Source organism: Dryocola sp. LX212 (assembly GCA_041504365.1).
Classification (GTDB): Bacteria; Pseudomonadota; Gammaproteobacteria; order Enterobacterales; family Enterobacteriaceae; genus Dryocola.
In genome coordinates, this window is record CP167917.1 from 816,123 (window position 1) to 836,344 (window position 20,222).

The 20,222-nt window shown below is 53.2% G+C and carries 17 protein-coding genes; 13 read left to right on the forward strand and 4 right to left on the reverse strand.

Features of this window, described 5'->3' with window-relative positions; all coding sequences use genetic code 11:
• Nucleotides 1-121: 121 nt before the first annotated feature.
• The gene (gene degP / locus ACA108_03900) at nucleotides 122-1,561 is read left to right on the forward strand and encodes a serine endoprotease DegP (protein ID XEX96700.1); all 1,440 of its coding nucleotides are present in this window, start codon (nucleotides 122-124) and stop codon (nucleotides 1,559-1,561) included.
• Between the two features lie 173 nt (nucleotides 1,562-1,734).
• On the forward strand, nucleotides 1,735-2,892 hold the full coding sequence (gene cdaR / locus ACA108_03905; protein ID XEX96701.1) for a DNA-binding transcriptional regulator CdaR: 1,158 nt from the start codon (nucleotides 1,735-1,737) through the stop codon (nucleotides 2,890-2,892).
• Between the two features lie 84 nt (nucleotides 2,893-2,976).
• Here cdaR and ACA108_03910 read toward each other — a convergent pair whose 3' ends face one another.
• From ACA108_03910 to map, 4 genes are all read right to left on the reverse strand, one after another.
• A complete protein-coding gene (locus ACA108_03910; protein XEX96702.1) occupies nucleotides 2,977-3,366 on the reverse strand; it encodes a DUF3461 family protein in 390 nt (129 codons plus the stop codon).
• Nucleotides 3,367-3,476: 110 nt separating this feature from the next.
• Complete coding sequence (dapD, locus tag ACA108_03915; GenBank protein XEX96703.1) at nucleotides 3,477-4,301, reverse strand: 2,3,4,5-tetrahydropyridine-2,6-dicarboxylate N-succinyltransferase; 825 nt, start codon at nucleotides 4,299-4,301, stop codon at nucleotides 3,477-3,479.
• 162 nt (nucleotides 4,302-4,463) lie between these two features.
• Nucleotides 4,464-7,136: a bifunctional uridylyltransferase/uridylyl-removing protein GlnD gene (gene glnD / locus ACA108_03920; GenBank protein ID XEX96704.1), complete on the reverse strand. Its 2,673-nt coding sequence runs from the start codon at nucleotides 7,134-7,136 to the stop codon at nucleotides 4,464-4,466.
• A 62-nt stretch (nucleotides 7,137-7,198) separates the two neighbouring features.
• A complete protein-coding gene (gene map / locus ACA108_03925) occupies nucleotides 7,199-7,993 on the reverse strand; it encodes a type I methionyl aminopeptidase (protein XEX96705.1) in 795 nt (264 codons plus the stop codon).
• A gap of 310 nt (nucleotides 7,994-8,303) precedes the next feature.
• Here map and rpsB point away from each other — a divergent pair, with 310 nt between their 5' ends.
• The 11 genes from rpsB (at nucleotide 8,304) to lpxD (ending at nucleotide 20,215) form a co-directional block, all read left to right on the forward strand.
• The gene (gene rpsB / locus ACA108_03930) at nucleotides 8,304-9,029 is read left to right on the forward strand and encodes a 30S ribosomal protein S2 (protein ID XEX96706.1); all 726 of its coding nucleotides are present in this window, start codon (nucleotides 8,304-8,306) and stop codon (nucleotides 9,027-9,029) included.
• Nucleotides 9,030-9,177: 148 nt separating this feature from the next.
• On the forward strand, nucleotides 9,178-10,029 hold the full coding sequence (tsf, locus tag ACA108_03935; GenBank protein XEX96707.1) for a translation elongation factor Ts: 852 nt from the start codon (nucleotides 9,178-9,180) through the stop codon (nucleotides 10,027-10,029).
• 144 nt (nucleotides 10,030-10,173) lie between these two features.
• Nucleotides 10,174-10,899 carry a UMP kinase gene (gene pyrH / locus ACA108_03940; GenBank protein ID XEX96708.1) on the forward strand — a complete coding sequence of 242 codons (726 nt, stop codon included), beginning with the start codon at nucleotides 10,174-10,176 and terminating at the stop codon, nucleotides 10,897-10,899.
• Nucleotides 10,900-11,061: 162 nt separating this feature from the next.
• Nucleotides 11,062-11,619 carry a ribosome recycling factor gene (gene frr, locus ACA108_03945; GenBank protein ID XEX96709.1) on the forward strand — a complete coding sequence of 186 codons (558 nt, stop codon included), beginning with the start codon at nucleotides 11,062-11,064 and terminating at the stop codon, nucleotides 11,617-11,619.
• 131 nt (nucleotides 11,620-11,750) lie between these two features.
• A complete protein-coding gene (gene ispC / locus ACA108_03950; GenBank protein XEX96710.1) occupies nucleotides 11,751-12,950 on the forward strand; it encodes a 1-deoxy-D-xylulose-5-phosphate reductoisomerase in 1,200 nt (399 codons plus the stop codon).
• Between the two features lie 186 nt (nucleotides 12,951-13,136).
• Nucleotides 13,137-13,889 (forward strand): (2E,6E)-farnesyl-diphosphate-specific ditrans,polycis-undecaprenyl-diphosphate synthase, encoded by a 753-nt coding sequence (gene ispU / locus ACA108_03955; GenBank protein XEX96711.1) that lies wholly within the window; start codon nucleotides 13,137-13,139, stop codon nucleotides 13,887-13,889.
• Nucleotides 13,890-13,907: 18 nt separating this feature from the next.
• On the forward strand, nucleotides 13,908-14,765 hold the full coding sequence (cdsA, locus tag ACA108_03960) for a phosphatidate cytidylyltransferase (protein ID XEX96712.1): 858 nt from the start codon (nucleotides 13,908-13,910) through the stop codon (nucleotides 14,763-14,765).
• Nucleotides 14,766-14,776: 11 nt separating this feature from the next.
• On the forward strand, nucleotides 14,777-16,129 hold the full coding sequence (gene rseP, locus ACA108_03965) for a sigma E protease regulator RseP (GenBank protein XEX96713.1): 1,353 nt from the start codon (nucleotides 14,777-14,779) through the stop codon (nucleotides 16,127-16,129).
• 33 nt (nucleotides 16,130-16,162) lie between these two features.
• The gene (bamA, locus tag ACA108_03970; GenBank protein ID XEX96714.1) at nucleotides 16,163-18,568 is read left to right on the forward strand and encodes an outer membrane protein assembly factor BamA; all 2,406 of its coding nucleotides are present in this window, start codon (nucleotides 16,163-16,165) and stop codon (nucleotides 18,566-18,568) included.
• Between the two features lie 117 nt (nucleotides 18,569-18,685).
• Nucleotides 18,686-19,186, forward strand: a complete 501-nt coding sequence (skp, locus tag ACA108_03975; protein XEX96715.1) for a molecular chaperone Skp — start codon at nucleotides 18,686-18,688, stop codon at nucleotides 19,184-19,186.
• Nucleotides 19,187-19,189: 3 nt separating this feature from the next.
• Entirely contained in the window at nucleotides 19,190-20,215 is a 1,026-nt protein-coding gene (gene lpxD, locus ACA108_03980; GenBank protein XEX96716.1) for a UDP-3-O-(3-hydroxymyristoyl)glucosamine N-acyltransferase, read from the forward strand.
• Nucleotides 20,216-20,222: the final 7 nt, after the last annotated feature.

The following is a 20,222-nucleotide window of genomic DNA, read 5'->3' on the forward strand; positions in this document are numbered from 1 at the left end:
AAGACGCCCAATAATTTTTTACTTTTCCAGAGGGTTATGGGTGGAACTAAGCGCTAACAATGCCACTCTATATTGGCCTACACAGTAATTATGCGTGACTTATAAATTGAGACTGAACAACATGAAAAAAACTACTTTAGCAATGAGTGCGCTGGCTTTAAGTCTGGGTCTGGCGCTGGGACCAATGTCCGCCTTCGCCGCCGAAACGGCTTCTTCTGCTTCTGCCGCTCAGCCGCTGCCGAGCCTTGCTCCAATGCTTGAAAAGGTGATGCCCTCAGTGGTGAGCATTAACGTTGAGGGCAGCACCACGGTAAACACGCCGCGCATGGGCCGCAACTTCCAGCAGTTCTTCGGCGACAACTCGCCGTTCTGCCAGGAAGGGTCTCCGTTCCAGAGCTCTCCGTTCTGCCAGGCTGGACCGGGTGCGGGCGGTGACGGCAACTCCCAGCAGCATAAATTCGCGGCCCTGGGGTCGGGCGTCATCATTGACGCAACCAAAGGCTATGTCGTGACCAACAACCATGTGGTGGATAACGCCACCAAAATTCAGGTTTCCCTGAGCGACGGCCGTAAATTTGACGCCAAGGTTGTAGGCAAAGATCCTCGTTCAGATATTGCGCTTGTGCAGTTGCAGGATCCGAAGAACCTGACGGCGATTAAAATGGCGGATTCCGACGCGCTGCGTGTAGGTGACTATACCGTGGCAATCGGTAACCCGTATGGTCTGGGCGAAACCGTGACTTCCGGCATCGTTTCTGCTCTGGGCCGTAGCGGCCTGAATATCGAAAATTACGAAAACTTCATCCAGACGGATGCAGCGATCAACCGCGGTAACTCCGGCGGCGCGCTGGTTAATCTCAATGGCGAGCTTATCGGTATTAACACCGCGATCCTGGCGCCGGACGGCGGCAACATCGGTATCGGTTTCGCGATCCCAAGCAACATGGTGAAAAACCTGACATCGCAGATCGTTGAGTTTGGTCAGGTCCGTCGCGGCGAGCTGGGCATCATGGGTACCGAACTGAACTCTGAGCTGGCGAAAGCCATGAAGGTTGATGCACAGCGCGGTGCGTTCGTAAGCCAGGTTATGGCTAACTCTTCCGCAGCAAAAGCAGGCGTCAAAGCTGGTGACGTTGTGGTCTCTATGAACGGTAAGCCGATCAGCAGCTTCGCGGCACTGCGTGCGGAAGTGGGCTCCATGCCGGTTGGCAGCAAAATTACCCTCGGCCTGCTGCGCGATGGCAAACCAGTTTCCGTCAGCCTGCAGCTGCAGCAAAGCAGCCAGACCCTTGTGGATTCCGCTACTATCTTTACCGGCATTGAGGGGGCTGAAATGAGCAACCGCAGCGGTAAAGACGAGAAGGGCGTCATTGTGAACTCCGTGAAGGGAAACACCCCGGCTGCCCGTATCGGCCTGAAGAAAGGCGATATTATTATCGGTATCAACCAGCAGGCGGTGAACAACATCGCCGAGCTGCGTAAGATTCTGGATGCCAAACCGTCAGTGATGGCGCTAAACATTCAGCGTGGTGACTCCACCATTTATCTGCTGATGCAGTAATCCTTTTCGGACTGAGTTAGTCCATGTAGCCAGGGGCCGCAATTGCGGCCCCTGTTTTTTTGTGAGCCTTTCCACAACTCCACATACTCATCGGCTGCTTTAGGCATTTGCACAATGCGGGGGGCTTTCATCTCGCCTATGCTGGGCCATTCGCACGATGACGGGAGTAAACAATGGCCGGCTGGCATCTTGATACCAAAATGGCGCAGGATATTGTGGCGCGCACCATGACCATCATTGATACCAATATCAACGTTATGGATGCCCGAGGTCGAATCATTGGCAGCGGCGATAAAGAGCGTATCGGAGAGCTGCACGAAGGGGCGCTACTGGTGCTCTCACAGGGCCGCGTAGTGGATATTGATGATGCGGTTGCCCGCCATCTGCATGGCGTGCGACAGGGGATCAATTTGCCGCTGCGGATTGAAGGTGAAATCGTCGGGGTCATTGGCCTGACGGGAGAGCCGGAGTCGCTGCGTAAATACGGTGAGCTGGTCTGTATGACCGCCGAAATGATGCTTGAGCAGTCCCGCCTGATGCACTTGCTTGCCCAGGACAGCCGCCTGCGTGAAGAGCTGGTTATGAACCTGATTCAGGCGGAGGAGCACACCCCGGCGCTGACGGAATGGGCGCAGCGGCTGGGTATCGACCTCAACCAGCCCCGCGTGGTGGCGGTGGTCGAAGTAGACAGTGGCCAGCTCGGCGTGGACAGCGCCATGGAGGAGCTTCAGCAGCTGCAGAATGCCCTGACGACGCCGGAGCGCAACAATCTGATCGCCATCGTTTCGCTGACCGAAATGGTGGTGCTGAAGCCCGCGCTCAACCCGTTTGGCCGCTGGGACGCTGAAGACCATCGCAAACGTGTTGAACAGCTTATCAGCCGCCTGAAAGAGAACGGTCAGCTGCGCTTTCGCGTGGCGCTTGGCAACTTCTTTACCGGCCCGGGTAGCATCGCGCGATCTTACCGCACTGCTCGCACCACCATGATGGTTGGCAAACAGCGTATGCCGGAAAGCCGCAGCTACTTCTATCAGGATTTAATGCTGCCGGTGCTGCTCGACAGCCTGCGCGGCGGGTGGCAGGCCAATGAGCTGGAGCGTCCTCTGATACGTCTTAAAGCAATGGATAACAATGGATTGTTACGCAGGACGCTTACCGCCTGGTTCCGTCACAACGTCCAGCCGCTGGCAACTTCCAAAGCGCTGTTTATCCATCGCAACACCCTGGAGTATCGGCTGAATCGCATTTCGGAGCTAACAGGATTGGATTTGGGAAACTTTGACGATCGTCTGCTGCTTTATGTGGCGCTGCAGTTAGATGAGCAGAGATAAAAGGAAGATGACGCTACCGTTTATCAGACCTGGAGACCAGGTGATATAGGTCTGATAAGCGAAGCGTCATCAGGCACGGCGTCTTTATTTATTGCGGGTTAGCTTTTCCAGATCGGATTCAATTTCGCTGATCTTATTTGTCACGACCGATTCCAGATGACGCAGATCGTCGAGGATCTTACGCTTCAGGTCCACTTCGGTGCGATCTCGTTTGCAGAGCTGATCTAACTCATCAATCACGTAGCGCAGGTTGGGGCTAATCTCCTGCACTTCTTTGTAACCCTGTCCTACGCCATCGGCGACGACGGTTTTGCGCTGGCGCGGGTATTTAAACTTCACGCTTTTGGCAAAGAACTCGCCCTTATCCTTCTGGAAATAGATTTTCAGGATATCGTTGTTGGCTTCCTGCCGGAGGCTGTAACGATCGATTTCATCAGGATTGGTAATACCCAGACTTTTCAGGTTATCGTACATAGCGTTACCTTTTCGATATCATTAACCTATAGATAATCAACGGAAAATTCCTTTCCCGCCACTCCCGGATGCAAAAAAGGCGGGTTGCCCCGCCTTTTAAACATTTTTATTTAGTCGATGGTGCGCAGCAGTTCGTTAATGCCCACTTTTCCGCGGGTTTTGGCGTCCACTTTTTTCACGATAACGGCACAGTAGAGGCTGTATTTGCCATCTTTCGACGGCAGGTTTCCGGAAACGACAACAGAGCCTGCTGGTACGCGGCCATAATGGACTTCGCCAGTTTCGCGGTCGTAAATACGGGTGCTCTGGCCGATGTAGACGCCCATAGAGATAACGGAACCTTCTTCTACGATAACGCCTTCCACAACTTCTGAACGCGCGCCGATGAAGCAGTTATCTTCAATGATAGTCGGGTTCGCCTGTAATGGCTCCAGAACGCCACCGATGCCCACGCCGCCGGACAGGTGAACGTTTTTACCGATCTGCGCACAGGAGCCGACGGTGGCCCAGGTGTCAACCATGGAGCCTTCGTCCACGTAGGCTCCGATGTTCACGTAAGAAGGCATTAGCACGGTGTTGCGGGCGATGAACGCACCCTGACGAACCGCTGCCGGTGGCACAACGCGGAAGCCTTCTTTCTGAAAGCGGGCTTCGTCATAGGTGGCGAATTTCATCGGCACCTTGTCGAAATAGCGGCTTTCTGCGCCTTCCATGACCTGATTGTCATTAATGCGGAAAGAGAGCAGAACAGCCTTTTTCAGCCACTGATGAGTTACCCACTGGCCGTCGATTTTTTCCGCAACGCGAAGCGCGCCGCTGTCGAGCAGGGAGATAACCTGGTTTACCGCAACACGTGTGACGGTGTCTACGTTTGCCGGAGTGATTTCGGCGCGACGCTCGAAAGCGGTTTCAATGACGTTCTGTAACTGCTGCATAAATAAATTTCCTGATTTTGACATTACCCTTCATCCTTCGAACCGTAGGGGTGTTGGCTGCACTCCCTCACCCCAGTCACTTATTTATATAAGTGACTGGGGATGAGCTCCCTTGCCGCCTACCTACAACTCGAATGCTAAAGGGTAAAATTTAAAAGACTGTCATTTATCGTTTGGATTAAGGGCCGCTGTCAACCGTTGTTGCACCTCTTGTTGCAGCTCATTATTAAGGGCACGCCGATCTGCGGTGGCGATTATAAATAAATCTTCTACTCGCTCGCCAATTGTTGTAATTCTCGCCCCGTGCAGCGAAATATTCAGGTCGGCGAACACTTCACCCACCCGCGCCAGCAGGCCAGGCTGATCTAGCGCAATCAGCTCAAGAAAGGTTCTTCTGTCGGTATGCGTCGGCAGGAAGTTCACTTCGGTATCGACCGTAAAGTGGCGAAGTTTGGCCGACTGGCGACGCGGCTGCGGCGGCTGCCAGCTGGTCTGGGTAATGGCCTGCTCCAGACTATGGCGAATGAGCTCGTGGCGATCTCCCGATAACGGACTGCCGTCCGGTTCCAGTACGATAAAAGTATCCATCGCCATGCCGTCGCGCGTGGTGAAGATCTGCGCGTCGTGAACGCTCAGGTTACGCCTGTCCAGCTCCGCGCAAACTGCCGCGAAGAGATAGGGACGGTCCGGGCTCCAGATGAAAATTTCCGTACCGCCGCGTGTCGCCTGCGGGCTTAACAGAATCATCGGCTCGTTAAGGTCGTGTTTCAGCAAATGCCGGGCATGCCAGGCCAGCTGGTTTGGCGTGTGGCGCACGAAGTAGTTTGCCCTGCAGCGCCGCCAGATATGATGCAGCGCTTCTTCGTCGATATTATCCATGCGCAGCAGTGCCAGCGCCTGAAGCTGATGGTGGCGCACGCGCTCGCGCATATCCGGGCTGTTCTGCATTCCCCGGCGGAGCTGTTTTTCGGTGGCGAAATAGAGTTCGCGCAGCAGGCTTTGCTTCCAGCTGTTCCACAGGGTTTCGTTAGTTGCGCAGATATCCGCAACCGTTAGGCAGACCAGATAACGCAGGCGGTTCTCGGTTTGCACTTCTTCGGCAAACTGCTTGATGACCTCCGGATCCTGAATATCACGGCGCTGGGCCGTAACGGACATCAGCAGATGCTGACGAACCAGCCAGGAAACAAGCTGCGTTTCCCTTGAGTTCAGGCCGTGCAGCTCGGCAAACTTTAATACGTCCTGCGCGCCCAGCATGGAATGATCTCCGCCACGCCCTTTGGCAATATCGTGGAAGAGGGCGGCAATCAGCAGTAGCTCCGGGTGAGCCAGCCGAGGCCAGAGGTCAACGCAAAGCGGGTGTTTCTGGCGCGTCTCTTCTTTATCGAAGCTTTCCAGCTTTTGCAGCACGCGGATGGTGTGTTCATCCACCGTATAAGCATGGAACAGGTCAAACTGCATTTGCCCGACGATATGCGACCATTGCGGCATATACGCCCACAGCACGCTGTGCCGGTGCATGGGAAGCAGCGCACGGCTTACCGCTCCCGGATGGCGAAGGATGACCAGGAAGAGCTCACGTGCTTCCGGAATATAGCAAAGCGGTTGTAACAGGTGGCGCCGCGCGTGGCGCAGATGGCGCAGAGTTGTGGAATAAATACCGGTAATGTCCCGGTTACGCACCATGGTGTAGAACATCCGCAAAATCGCCTGTGGCTCGCGCATAAACAGCGTTTCGTCACGCAGGTCGATTAGCGTGCCGCGCAGCTGAAAATCATCGTCCAGAGGACGGGGCTTTTCACTCGCATCCAGCGCAAGAATGGCTTCGTCGAAAAGCTGGAGCAGCATCTGGTTCAGTTCCCCCACGCGCCGGGTGACGCGATAGAAGTCCTTCATCATGTTCTCAACCGGCTCGTTACCTTCGCCGCTGTAGTTAAGGCGCTGGGCGACGCTGAGCTGCCTGTCGAACAGCAGTCGGTTATCGTAGCGAGTAACGATCAGATGCAGGGCAAAGCGGATGCGCCATAGCAGGTGCTGGCATTCGTCCAGCTCGTTGCGTTCGGCCTCGGTTAAGAAGCCGAAGCCGACCATTTCGCTCAGGGAAGTCGCGCCGAAGTGCCTGCGGGCGACCCACTGTAAGGTATGGATGTCGCGCAGGCCGCCGGGGCTGCTTTTGATGTCCGGTTCCAGGTTGTAGCTGGTGCCGTGGTAGCGCTGGTGGCGTTCGTTCTGCTCGTCGATTTTAGCGGCAAAGAATTTCGCCGACGGCCAGAAGCCGTCGCTGAAAATGTGTTTTTGCAGCTCGAGAAACAGGGCGACGTCGCCAATCAGCAGGCGCGATTCAATAAGGTTGGTGGCTACGGTTAAATCTGACAGCCCTTCAAGCAGGCATTCTTCCAGCGTACGCACGCTGTGGCCAACTTCCAGCTTCACGTCCCACAGCAGAGTGAGCAGCTCGCCGATTTTCTGCGCCTGGGCGTCGGTCAAACGTTTGCGGCTCAGAATTAATAAATCGATATCAGAAAGAGGATGCAGCTCGCCGCGACCGTAGCCACCTACCGCCACAAGCGCTGCATCCGGCAGCTCGCCAAAATCGTATGAGAGCCACAGGCGTTGCAGGAGCTGATCGATAAATTCGGTACGGGCGTCCATTAGTCGCTCAGCGGAAATCCCGTTGTCAAAGGCCTCTCCCAGCCAGCGCTGGAAAATATCTAAGTGGGCTTTGATCTGTGGACAGGTCAGCTCGGCGTCTGACCAGCTGTTGGGGTAGTCCGGCTGCCCGGAAATCTGAGGTTCCGTGGTGTTGGCAAACTGCTCGGGTAAAGTTGGACTCATTATTAGCCACCCATAAAAAAAGCCGGCGCAGGGCCGGCTTCGATTGCTGTCTTATAGACAAATCATTCGCTGTGCGAAAGGACGTTCGGGATGGTGTCATCCTTGCGTAACGTCAGAATTTCGCAGCCGTTATCCGTCACCACAATAGTATGCTCGTATTGTGCAGACAAGCTGCGATCTTTGGTTTTCACCGTCCAACCGTCTTTCATAGTGCGAATACGGTAGTCGCCCGCGTTGACCATAGGTTCAATGGTGAACGTCATGCCGGCCTGCAGCACCACGCCGCCATCATCCGCATCGTAATGCAGAACCTGTGGCTCTTCGTGGAAGACGCGACCAATGCCGTGACCGCAGTATTCGCGCACCACAGAGAAACCTTCCGCTTCAACAAATTTCTGTATTGCCGCGCCCAGGGTGCGCAGGCGGATGCCCGGCTTCACCATACGCAGCGCCAGATAGAGGCTTTCCTGGGTGATGCGGCACAGGCGCTCGCCCAGAATAGTCGGCTTGCCGACGATAAACATTTTGGACGTATCGCCGTGGTATTCGTCTTTGATAACGGTGACGTCGATATTGACGATATCGCCATCGCGCAGCACCTTCGCGTCGTCCGGAATACCGTGGCAGACCACTTCGTTAATGGAGATGCAGACGGATTTTGGGAAGCCGTGATAGTTCAGACAGGCAGAAACGGCCTGCTGCTTATTGATGATGTAATCGCTACAGATACGGTCGAGTTCACCAGTGGTGACGCCAGGCTTAACGTGCTCTTCGATCATTTCCAGCACTTCAGCAGCCAGTGCGCCCGCAACGCGCATTTTTTCGATTTCTTCAGATGTTTTAATTGAGATAGCCATTGATTCGGTCCGCAGGGGTCGACTTTTTCGACAATAATTGAGCAGGTGTACGTCAATGTTATCAGGGCGTACTAACCCTGCCAAATTGAGAATGGGAAGTCGCTGCATTCGCGAACAACTATTGGAGTCCGTCCAGCTTTTATGGTATAAAGCGCGCCGGACTTGTACTCCGATTTTCGGTGTACGGCCAACACTCTCACTTTGTGTAAATAACACACACGTATCGACACATATTCCGGGGTGCCCTCAGGGGTCGGTAATATGGGATACGTGGAGGCTTAACCCCAATTTACTTATAGAGGTTTTAATCATGGCAACTGTTTCCATGCGCGACATGCTCAAGGCTGGTGTTCACTTTGGTCACCAGACCCGTTACTGGAACCCGAAAATGAAGCCTTTCATCTTCGGCGCTCGTAACAAAGTTCACATCATCAACCTTGAGAAAACTGTTCCAATGTTCAACGAAGCCCTGGCTGAGCTGAGCAAGATTTCTTCTCGTAAAGGCAAAATCCTTTTCGTTGGTACTAAGCGCGCTGCAAGCGAACCAGTAAAAGAAGCTGCTCTGAGCTGCGATCAGTTCTTCGTGAACCATCGCTGGTTGGGCGGTATGCTGACTAACTGGAAAACCGTTCGTCAGTCCATCAAACGTCTGAAAGATCTGGAAACTCAGTCCCAGGACGGTACCTTCGAAAAACTGACCAAGAAAGAAGCGCTGATGCGCACCCGTGAACTGGACAAGCTGGAAAACAGCCTGGGCGGTATCAAAGACATGGGCGGCCTGCCGGATGCTCTGTTCGTTATCGATGCCGATCACGAACACATTGCTATCAAAGAAGCGAACAACCTGGGTATCCCAGTATTCTCTATCGTTGATACCAACTCCGATCCAGATGGCGTTGATTTCGTAATCCCAGGTAACGACGACGCAATCCGCGCTGTTACCCTGTACCTGGGTGCTGTTGCAGCTACCGTGCGTGAAGGCCGTTCTCAGGATCTGGCTGCTCAGGCAGAAGAAAGCTTCGTAGAAGCTGAATAATAAGGTCGCTCTGCTGAGCCCTTATTAACCAGGTATTGCATAGTTTGGTTAGGGGGCCTGTCTCAGGCCCCCTTTTTATTTTGAGCCAGGGTTCGCCACACGTGAACCAGGGCTTATCTCTCTTCACGAGATAACCGAGGATTAAAGAATGGCTGAAATTACCGCTGCTCTGGTAAAAGAACTGCGTGAGCGTACTGGCGCAGGCATGATGGATTGCAAAAAAGCACTGACTGAAGCTAACGGCGACATCGAGCTGGCAATCGAAAATATGCGCAAATCTGGCGCGATCAAAGCTGCTAAGAAAGCAGGCAACGTAGCTGCTGATGGCGTGATCAAAACCAAAATCGAAGGCAACTACGGTGTGATTCTGGAAGTTAACTGCCAGACTGACTTCGTTGCTAAAGATGGTGGTTTCCAGGCGTTCGCTGACAAAGTGCTGGATGCCGCTCTGGCTGGCAAAATCACTGACGTTGAAGTTCTGAAAGCGCAGTTCGAAGAAGAACGCGTTGCCCTGGTTGCTAAAATCGGTGAGAACATCAACATCCGTCGCGTTGCTTCCCTTGAAGGCGAAGTGCTGGGTTCTTACCTGCACGGCGCTCGCATCGGTGTTCTGATTGCCGCTAAAGGCGCTGACGAAGAGCTGGTTAAGCAGATTGCAATGCACGTTGCAGCAAGCAAGCCTGAATTCGTTAAGCCTGAAGACGTCTCTGCTGAAGTTGTTGAGAAAGAATACCAGGTTCAGCTGGATATCGCGATGCAGTCTGGCAAGCCAAAAGAAATCGCAGAGAAAATGGTTGAAGGCCGCATGAAGAAATTCACCGGCGAAGTTTCTCTGACTGGCCAGCCTTTCGTTATTGACCCAAGCAAAACTGTTGGTCAGTTCCTGAAAGAGCACAATGCCGACGTGACTAACTTCATCCGCTTTGAAGTGGGTGAAGGCATCCAGAAAGTTGAGACTGACTTCGCAGCAGAAGTTGCTGCAATGTCTAAGCAGTCTTAATGTTAAAAAAGGAGCCGCCAGTTGGCGGTTCCTTTTTATCCAGCCTTAAATATCAGTTTGATCTGATACAGTTCTTGCTGATATGCGACACAATGTCGCCAGATTTATCCATCCCCATTCGTTGACTGTTCTCAGGAAAGAAACATGGCTACCAATGCAAAACCCGTCTATAAACGCATCCTACTTAAATTGAGTGGCGAGGCCCTGCAGGGCACCGAAGGTTTCGGTATTGATGCGAGCATACTGGACCGTATGGCTCAGGAAATTAAAGAGCTGGTTGAACTGGGTATTCAGGTCGGGGTGGTAATTGGTGGTGGCAACTTATTCCGCGGCGCGGGCCTGGCGAAAGCCGGCATGAACCGTGTTGTGGGCGACCACATGGGCATGCTGGCTACCGTGATGAACGGCCTGGCGATGCGTGACGCGCTCCATCGCGCCTATGTGAACGCCCGCCTGATGTCCGCCATTCCGTTGAATGGCGTGTGTGACAACTACAGCTGGGCCGAAGCGATCAGCCTGCTGCGCAATAACCGCGTGGTTATCCTGGCTGCTGGTACGGGCAACCCGTTCTTCACCACTGACTCCGCCGCATGCCTGCGTGGTATCGAAATCGAAGCGGACGTGGTGCTGAAAGCCACCAAAGTTGACGGTGTGTTTACCGCCGACCCGGTTAAAGATCCAACCGCCACTCTTTGTGAGCAGCTGACCTATACGGAAGTACTGGATAAAGAGCTGAAAGTGATGGATCTGGCCGCCTTTACGCTTGCGCGTGACCACAAATTACCCATTCGTGTTTTCAACATGAACAAGCCTGGCGCACTGCGCCGCGTGGTAATGGGTGAAAAAGAAGGCACTCTGATCACTGAATAATTTCAGTGCTGGCCTATTCAGGGTAAGATTCACCTTTACACCTGTCTTCACAGACCCGGCAGCCCTGAAAGGGCGCCATGAATAAACAGGGCTATACTTAGCAGCAAAACAACGCGAGCTCCGTGTGGCCTGCCCAAATACCTGCTTTCAAGGATTCGTAACGTGATTAGCGATATCAGAAAAGACGCTGAAGTACGTATGGAAAAATGCGTAGAAGCCTTCAAAAACCAGATCGGTAAAATCCGTACTGGCCGTGCCTCCCCCTCTCTGCTGGACGGCATTGTCGTCGAGTACTACGGTACGCCAACGCCGCTGCGCCAGCTGGCAAGCGTGACCGTTGAAGATTCCCGTACTTTGAAAATCAACGTTTTTGACCGCTCTCTGAGCGCGGCCGTTGAGAAAGCCATTATGGCTTCCGACCTCGGTCTGAACCCAAGCTCTGCCGGTACTGACATCCGCGTACCGCTGCCAGCGTTGACCGAAGAGCGTCGTAAAGATCTGATCAAAATTGTGCGTGGCGAAGCCGAAGGCGCTCGCGTTGCGGTACGTAACGTCCGCCGTGATGCGAACGATAAAGTTAAAGCTCTGTTGAAAGAGAAAGAGATCAGCGAAGATGACGATCGCCGCTCTCAGGACGACGTTCAGAAACTGACTGACGCTGCCATCAAGAAAGTGGATGCGACACTGGCTGAGAAAGAAGCCGAGCTGATGCAGTTCTAAACTCTCTTTTGATGACAACGCCGTACACAGGCCGTGATAAACGTCACGGGTTTTGTTTACGGCGTTTTGCTTTCCGCGAACAGGTGTAGATTTATCTGCCCGGCCATTCCCATTACAACTCAGAGTCCCTCATGAAGCAGCTGACTATCCTCGGTTCCACCGGTTCTATCGGCACCAGTACCCTAAGCGTCGTTCGTCATAATCCTCAACAGTTCTCCGTCAAGGCTCTGGTGGCCGGGAAGAACGTTGCGCGCATGGCTGAGCAGTGCCTGGAGTTCCGACCGAGCTGGGCGGTAATGGACGATGAAACTTCTGCTGGTGAGCTAAAACGCATTTTGCAGCAGCAGGGATGCAGGACGGAAGTGCTCTCAGGGCAGAAGGCAGCCTGTGATATGGCCGCGCTTGATGAGGTCGATCAGGTGATGGCGGCCATTGTTGGCGCGGCAGGGTTGCTGCCTACGCTCGCAGCGATTGCTGCGGGCAAACAGGTTTTACTGGCCAACAAAGAGTCGCTGGTTACCTGCGGCCGCCTGTTTATGGACGCTGTGCAGCGTAGCGGCGCACAATTATTACCCATCGACAGCGAACATAACGCGATTTTTCAGAGTATGCCGGAAACAATCCAGCAGAACCTGGGATACGCTGAGCTGGAAGATAATGGCGTATCGTCAATTATCCTCACCGGGTCAGGTGGCCCATTTCGTGAAACGCCGTTAGGCGAGCTGGCGACGATGTCGCCGGACCAGGCATGCAGCCATCCGAACTGGTCGATGGGGCGTAAAATTTCCGTCGACTCAGCCACCATGATGAACAAGGGTCTTGAGTACATTGAAGCACGCTGGCTGTTTAACGCTAGCGCGGAACAAATGGAAGTGCTGATCCATCCGCAGTCGGTGATCCACTCTATGGTGCGCTACCGTGATGGGAGCGTGCTGGCACAGCTCGGTGCGCCGGATATGCGAACCCCAATCGCCCATGCGATGGCGTTCCCGGAGCGTGTTGTTTCAGGCGTTGCGCCGCTGGATTTCTGTAAAATTGGCACCTTTACCTTTATGGAGCCAGATTATCACCGCTATCCTTGTCTGAGGTTGGCCATCGAAGCCTTCGAACAGGGGCAGGCAGCAACGACCGTACTGAACGCAGCAAATGAGATAGTGGTGGAGGCGTTCCTGCACGATCGCTTGCGTTTCACGGATATAGCTGCGCTTAACCGGGCGGTGCTGGAACAGGTCGATCTGACAGAGCCACAGAGTGTCGGCGAGGTGCAGGCGGTGGATGCAACAGCACGAGAGATTGCCAGAAGTCTGGTGACGCGCGCCGCTTACCGGTGATTATTCAATCGGCTGGGCTGCCGCTATTTGTTAGCGTTGTGCTTCAGTGATATAGTCTGCGCCACCTTTCCCTCGCTTAAGGCAGAGAGAAGGGTGGTAAGCCGTGTCAAAGCACGGCTTTTTTGTGCGAAGGCTGAAGTCATTCTCAAGTACCGCTAAATTCTTTTCAGGGAATTATTACGCGTTATGTTGTCTGCAAACCAACAATTAAGCGAAACCGAATCCGCGCATGGCGCACGCCATGTTGCCATTATTATGGATGGCAATGGTCGTTGGGCTAAACGACAAGGGAAAATGAGAGTCTTTGGTCATAAAGCGGGAGCGAAATCCGTCCGCCGTGCCGTTAGTTTTGCGGCAAATAACGGTATTGAGGCGCTCACGCTTTATGCCTTCAGCAGTGAAAACTGGAATCGTCCGGCGCAGGAAGTGACCGCACTGATGGAGTTGTTCGTCTGGGCTTTAGACAGTGAAGTCAAAAGCTTGCATCGTCACAACGTCCGTCTGCGGATTATCGGTGATACCAGCCGGTTTAACGCTCGTCTGCAGGAACGTATCAGAAAAGCCGAAACAATGACCGGTGATAATACTGGTTTAACGCTCAATATTGCCGCGAATTATGGTGGCCGTTGGGATATTATTCAGGGCGTCCGGCATCTGGCTGAACAGGTGCGCAAAGGTGTATTGCGCCCGGATGAAATTGATGAAGAGATGCTGAGCCAGCAAATCTGCATGAATGAGTTGGCCCCTGTAGATTTAGTGATTAGGACAGGTGGAGAACATCGCATCAGTAATTTTCTGATTTGGCAGATCGCCTATGCAGAGCTTTACTTTACGGATGTTCTTTGGCCTGATTTCGATGAACAAGACTTTGAAGGTGCGCTAAATGCTTTTGCGAATCGAGAGCGTCGTTTTGGGGGCACAGCACCTGGTGGCGAATAAGCCTGTTGGGGGTCACTTTTGCTGAAGTATCGCCTGATTTCCGCGTTGATCTTAATACCCGTGGTAATAGCCGCGCTGTTTTTGCTGCCGCCGGTCGGTTTTGCTATCGCCACGCTGGTTGTCTGTATGCTGGCCGCCTGGGAATGGGGGCAGCTGGCCGGTTTTAAAGCGCGTTCACAGCGGGTCTGGCTGGCGGTGCTATGTGGCTTGTTGCTGGCAGCGATGCTTTTCGCCCTGCCGGAATATCACCGCACGGTTCACATCCCGGTCATTGAGTACTCGCTCTGGGCCTCCCTTGCCTGGTGGATAGTGGCGCTGCTGTTAGTGCTGTTTTATCCGGAGTCTGCCGCTATGTGGCGCAATTCTAAACCGTTGCGGCTTGTTTTTGGCTTGTTAACCATCGTACCTTTCTTCTGGGGTATGATCGTGCTGCGCAACTGGCACTACGACGTTAACCACTACACGGGTGCCATGTGGTTGCTGTACGTCATGATCCTCGTATGGGGAGCTGATTCCGGCGCTTACCTGTTTGGTAAAATGTTTGGCAAGCATAAACTTGCGCCGAAGGTTTCTCCGGGTAAGACCTGGCAAGGTTTTGTTGGCGGCCTGTTTACCTCAGCCGTTATCTCCGTGCTGTTTAGCCTTTGGGCGAATCTGGACGTCGCGCCGGTCATTCTACTGGTGTGTTCGATTGTTGCCGCACTGGCTTCGGTGCTGGGTGATTTAACGGAAAGTATGTTTAAGCGTGAAGCTGGGATTAAAGATAGCGGCCACATGATCCCCGGACATGGTGGTATTCTGGATCGCATCGACAGTCTGACAGCGGCAGTGCCGGTGTTTGCCTGTCTGCTTTTGTTAGTTTTCAGGACGATTTAACGGAAGGTTTTATGCTGAGCATACTCTGGAATCTGGCAGCATTTATCGTTGCACTGGGCATTTTGATTACCGTGCACGAGTTTGGCCATTTCTGGGTTGCCCGCCGCTGTGGTGTACGCGTTGAGCGTTTTTCCATCGGCTTTGGTAAGGCGCTGTGGCACCGTACCGATCGCCACGGCACAGAATTTGTCATCGCGCTGATCCCGCTGGGCGGCTATGTCAAAATGCTTGATGAGCGCGTTGAGTCCGTTAGCCCGGAACTGCGTCATTATGCCTTTAACAATAAAACTGTCTCTCAGCGCGCGGCCATTATTGCCGCCGGTCCTATTGCCAACTTTATCTTTGCCGTGTTTGCCTGGTGGCTGGTGTTTATCATCGGCGTCCCTGGTATTCGTCCGGTTGTTGGCGAAATAACGCCCAACTCGATAGCGGCGACAGCACAAATTGCACCAGGCATGGAACTTAAAGCGATAGATGGCATCGAAACGCCTGATTGGGATGCAGTTCGTCTCGCTCTCGTCGCCAAAATTGGTGACGAAAGCTCACGCGTTACGCTGGCACCTTTCGGGACGAATCTGAGCAGTGAGAAAATGCTCGATCTACGTCAGTGGCAGTTTGAGCCCGATAAAGAAGATCCCATTGTTTCGATAGGTATCAGGCCGAAAGGTCCACAGGTCGAAACCGTGCTGGAAGAAGTACAACCTGAATCAGCAGCCAGTAAGGCGGGTTTGCAAGCCGGTGACAGGATCGTTAAAGTCAACGGGGCGCCTATCAACCAGTGGACTCAGTTTGTCACTCTGGTTCGTGATAACCCAGCCACATCTCTGGCTGTTGAAGTAGAAAGACAGGGGCAGTCCTTGTCTTTAACGCTGATACCGGATACAAAACCGGGGAAAGCGAAGGCTGAAGGGTTTGCGGGTGTGGTTCCAAAGGTTATCCCGCTACCAGCTGAGTATAAGACAGTGCGCCAGTATGGGCCGTTTGTTGCAGTAGCAGAAGCCACGAATAAAACGTGGAACCTGATGAAGCTGACGGTCAACATGTTGGGGAAATTAATAACCGGTGACGTAAAACTGAATAACCTCAGTGGGCCAATCTCCATAGCTCAAGGGGCAGGTATGTCGGCGGAATTCGGGTTGATTTACTACCTGATGTTCCTGGCGCTGATCAGCGTCAATCTGGGCATCATCAATCTGTTTCCGCTCCCCGTTCTGGACGGCGGGCATCTGCTCTTTTTGGCGATTGAAAAACTGAAGGGTGGGCCGGTTTCCGAGCGAGTTCAAGACTTTAGTTACCGCATTGGCTCTATTTTGCTGGTGCTGTTGATGGGGCTTGCACTTTTCAATGATTTCTCTCGGATTTAGAGAGAATTAGGTTAGGAAGAACGCATAACAACGATGGCGATGAAAAAGTTGCTCATAGCGTCGCTGCTGTTTAGCAGCGCCACCGTATACGGTGCAGACGGGTTCGTAGTGAAGGACATTCATTTCGAAGGCCTGCAGCGAGTCGCCGTCGGTGCGGCCCTCCTCAGCATGCCGGTTCGCGTAGGCGACACTGTCTCTGACGAGGATATCAGTAATACTATCCGCTCACTGTTTGCCACCGGGAACTTCGAAGATGTTCGCGTGTTGCGTGACGGTGAAACGCTGGTCGTTCAGGTAAAAGAGCGTCCAACAATTGCGAGTATTACCTTCTCCGGAAACAAGTCCGTGAAGGACGACATGCTTAAGCAGAACCTTGAGGCTTCTGGCGTGCGTGTCGGTGAATCACTGGACAGAACCACCCTTGCTGATATCGAGAAAGGGCTGGAAGATTTCTATTACAGCGTTGGTAAGTACAGTGCCAGCGTGAAAGCCGTTGTTACGCCGCTGCCGCGTAACCGTGTCGATCTGAAACTGGTTTTCCAGGAAGGCGTCTCCGCCAAAATTCAGCAGATCAACATCGTTGGCAACCATGCATTCTCCACCGATGAACTGATCTCCCACTTCCAGCTGCGTGATGAAGTGCCGTGGTGGAACGTGGTGGGCGACCGTAAATACCAGAAGCAAAAGCTGGCGGGTGACCTCGAAACCCTGCGTAGCTACTACCTGGATCGCGGTTACGCACGCTTTAACATCGACTCCACGCAGGTCAGCCTGACGCCGGACAAGAAAAGTATCTACGTGACGGTTAACATCACCGAAGGCGAGCAATACAAAATTGCCGGCGTTTCGGTGAACGGTAATCTTGCAGGGCACTCAGCGGAAATCGAGAGCCTGACCAGGATCAAACCGGGTGAGCTGTATAACGGCACCAAAGTTACCAAGATGGAAGACGACATCAAGAAACTGTTGGGTCGTTATGGCTATGCCTATCCACGCGTGCAGACTCAGCCTGAAATCAACGATGCAGATAAGACCGTTAAGCTGCACGTCAGCGTTGATTCCGGAAACCGTTACTATGTACGTAAAATCCGCTTCGAAGGTAATGACACCAGTAAAGACTCCGTTCTGCGTCGAGAAATGCGTCAGATGGAAGGGGCCTGGCTGGGCAGCGATATGGTTGATGCCGGTAAAGAGCGTCTTAACCGTCTCGGCTACTTCGAAACCGTCGATGTCGACACCCAGCGCGTATCCGGTAGCCCGGACCAGGTGGACGTTGTTTACAAGGTTAAAGAACGTAATACCGGTAGCTTTAACTTCGGTATCGGTTACGGTACTGAAAGCGGCGTAAGCTTCCAGGTGGGTGTACAGCAGGATAACTGGTTAGGTACCGGCTACTCTGTTGGTATTAACGGCACCAAAAACGACTACCAGACCTATGCTGAATTGTCCGTGACGGACCCGTACTTCACCGTTGATGGCGTAAGTCTCGGTGGGCGCGTGTTCTACAACGACTTTAAAGCGGATGATGCGGACCTGTCTGACTATACCAACAAGAGTTATGGTGCAGACGGCACGCTGGGCTTCCCGGTCAACGAATACAATACCTTGCGACTGGGCATGGGCTACGTGCATAACGACCTGTCCAACATGCAGCCACAGGTGGCGATGTGGCGTTATCTCGGTTCAGTGGGCCAGAACACGGATAAGACGTCTGACGACAACAGTTTTGCGGCAGATGACTTCACCCTGAACTATGGTTGGACGTACAACAAACTGGACCGTGGATTCTTCCCGACCCAGGGTTCGCGCGTCAACCTGAACGGTAAAGTTACGTTACCGGGCTCCGATAACGAGTTCTATAAAGTGACGCTGGACACGGCGAGCTACTTCCCAATTGATGAAGACCATACCTGGGTCGTATTGGGTCGTACCCGCTGGGGTTACGGGGATGGGCTTGGCGGTAAAGAGTTGCCGTTCTATGAAAACTTCTATGCCGGTGGTTCCAGCACGGTTCGTGGCTTCCAGTCCAACAACATCGGTCCGAAAGCTGTTTACTACGGACCAAACCAGGACAACTGCGGAACGGGCAATCTCTGTAATTCTGACGATGCAGTTGGCGGTAACGCCATGGGTGTGGCAAGCCTTGAGCTGATTACCCCAACGCCATTCCTGAGCGAGAAGTACGCCAACTCGGTTCGCACGTCCCTCTTCGTGGATGCGGGTACAGTGTGGGATACCAACTGGGAAAATACCGCGGAGACGAAAGCGGCTGGCGTACCGGATTACGGTGACCCAAGCAACATTCGTATGTCCGCAGGTTTAGCATTGCAATGGATGTCACCATTAGGACCGCTGGTCTTCTCTTATGCCCAGCCGTTCAAGAAATACGATGGCGACAAAGCGGAACAGTTCCAGTTTAACATTGGTAAAACCTGGTAATTGTTCGGCGCGAAGGAATGCGATACGCAGTGACGCGCTGATACCGGTCGGTTTACCCGGCTGGTACACGCAAAAAACAGTGTCTTATGACACATATGGGATGGTAAGGAGTTTATTGTGAAAAAGTGGTTATTTGCTGCAGGTCTTGGCCTCGCTATGGCGGCCTCAGCCAGCGTTCAGGCTGCTGAAAGTATCGCTGTTGTAAACATGGGCAACCTGTTCCAACAGGTTGCACAAAACACCGGTGTCTCCAAAACTCTGGAAAACGAGTTTAAAGGCCGTGCCTCTGAGCTTCAGGGTATGGAAAGTAGCCTGCAAACCAAAATGCAACGTCTACAGCGCGATGGCTCCACCATGAAAGCCAGCGATCGTAGCAAACTGGAAAAAGACGTAATGGCTCAGCGCCAGGCGTTCTCCACAAAAGCACAGGCTTTTGAGCAGGATCGTCAGCGTCGTTCTGGTGAAGAGCGCGGTAAACTGGTGACTCGTATCCAGAGCGCAGTGAAGAAAGTTGCTGACGACAAAGGCTACGATGTTGTGCTGGATACCAGCACCGTTGCTTATGCTGGTAGCGACGTGAAAGACATCACTGCAGATGTACTGAAACAGGTTAAATAAGTAATGTCTTCAATTCGACTGGCTGAATTAGCCCAGCAGTTGGATGCAGAATTGCACGGTGATGGCGATCTCGTCATCACCGGCGTTGCATCTATGCAAACTGCCCAGGCAGGCCACATCACGTTCATCGTTAACCCGCGTTATCATGAGCAACTGGCTTCTTGCCAGGCTTCTGCCGTCGTAATGACTGAAGCCGATTTACCTTTTGCGAAAGGTGCGGCACTGGTAGTGAAGAATCCCTACCTGACCTATGCCCGTATGGCACAAATTTTAGATTCCACGCCGCAGCCGGCACAAAACATCGCACCGAGCGCGGTGGTAGATGCGACTGCGACGTTGGGCAGCAACGTATCGATTGGCGCAAATGCCGTCATCGAGTCCGGCGTGGTGCTGGGCGATAACGTGATTATCGGTCCCGGATGCTTCGTCGGCAAAAACAGCAACATTGGGGCCGGTACTCGCCTTTGGGCGAACGTTTCCGTTTACCATGAAATTCAGATTGGCGAGCAGTGCCTAATCCAGTCAAGCACGGTAATCGGTGCTGACGGTTTTGGTTACGCGAACGATCGCGGCAACTGGGTGAAGATCCCTCAGTTAGGCAGGGTGATTATTGGCGATCGCGTTGAGATCGGTGCCTGTACCACCATCGACCGTGGCGCGCTGGATGATACGATTATCGGTAATGGTGTTATCATTGATAACCAGTGCCAGATTGCACATAACGTTGTGATTGGCGACAATACTGCCGTCGCGGGCGGTGTCATCATGGCAGGCAGCCTCAAAATTGGACGCTACTGTATGATTGGCGGGGCCAGCGTCATCAACGGGCATATGGAGATCTGCGACAAGGTCACCGTAACCGGTATGGGTATGGTTATGCGCCCAATCACGGAGCCTGGTGTCTATTCTTCGGGCATCCCGCTGCAGCCGAATAAAGCGTGGCGTAAAACCGCTGCGCTGGTGATGAATATCGATGAGATGAGCAAACGCTTAAAAACCATCGAGCGTAAGGTCAATCAACAAGACTGATCGTCGC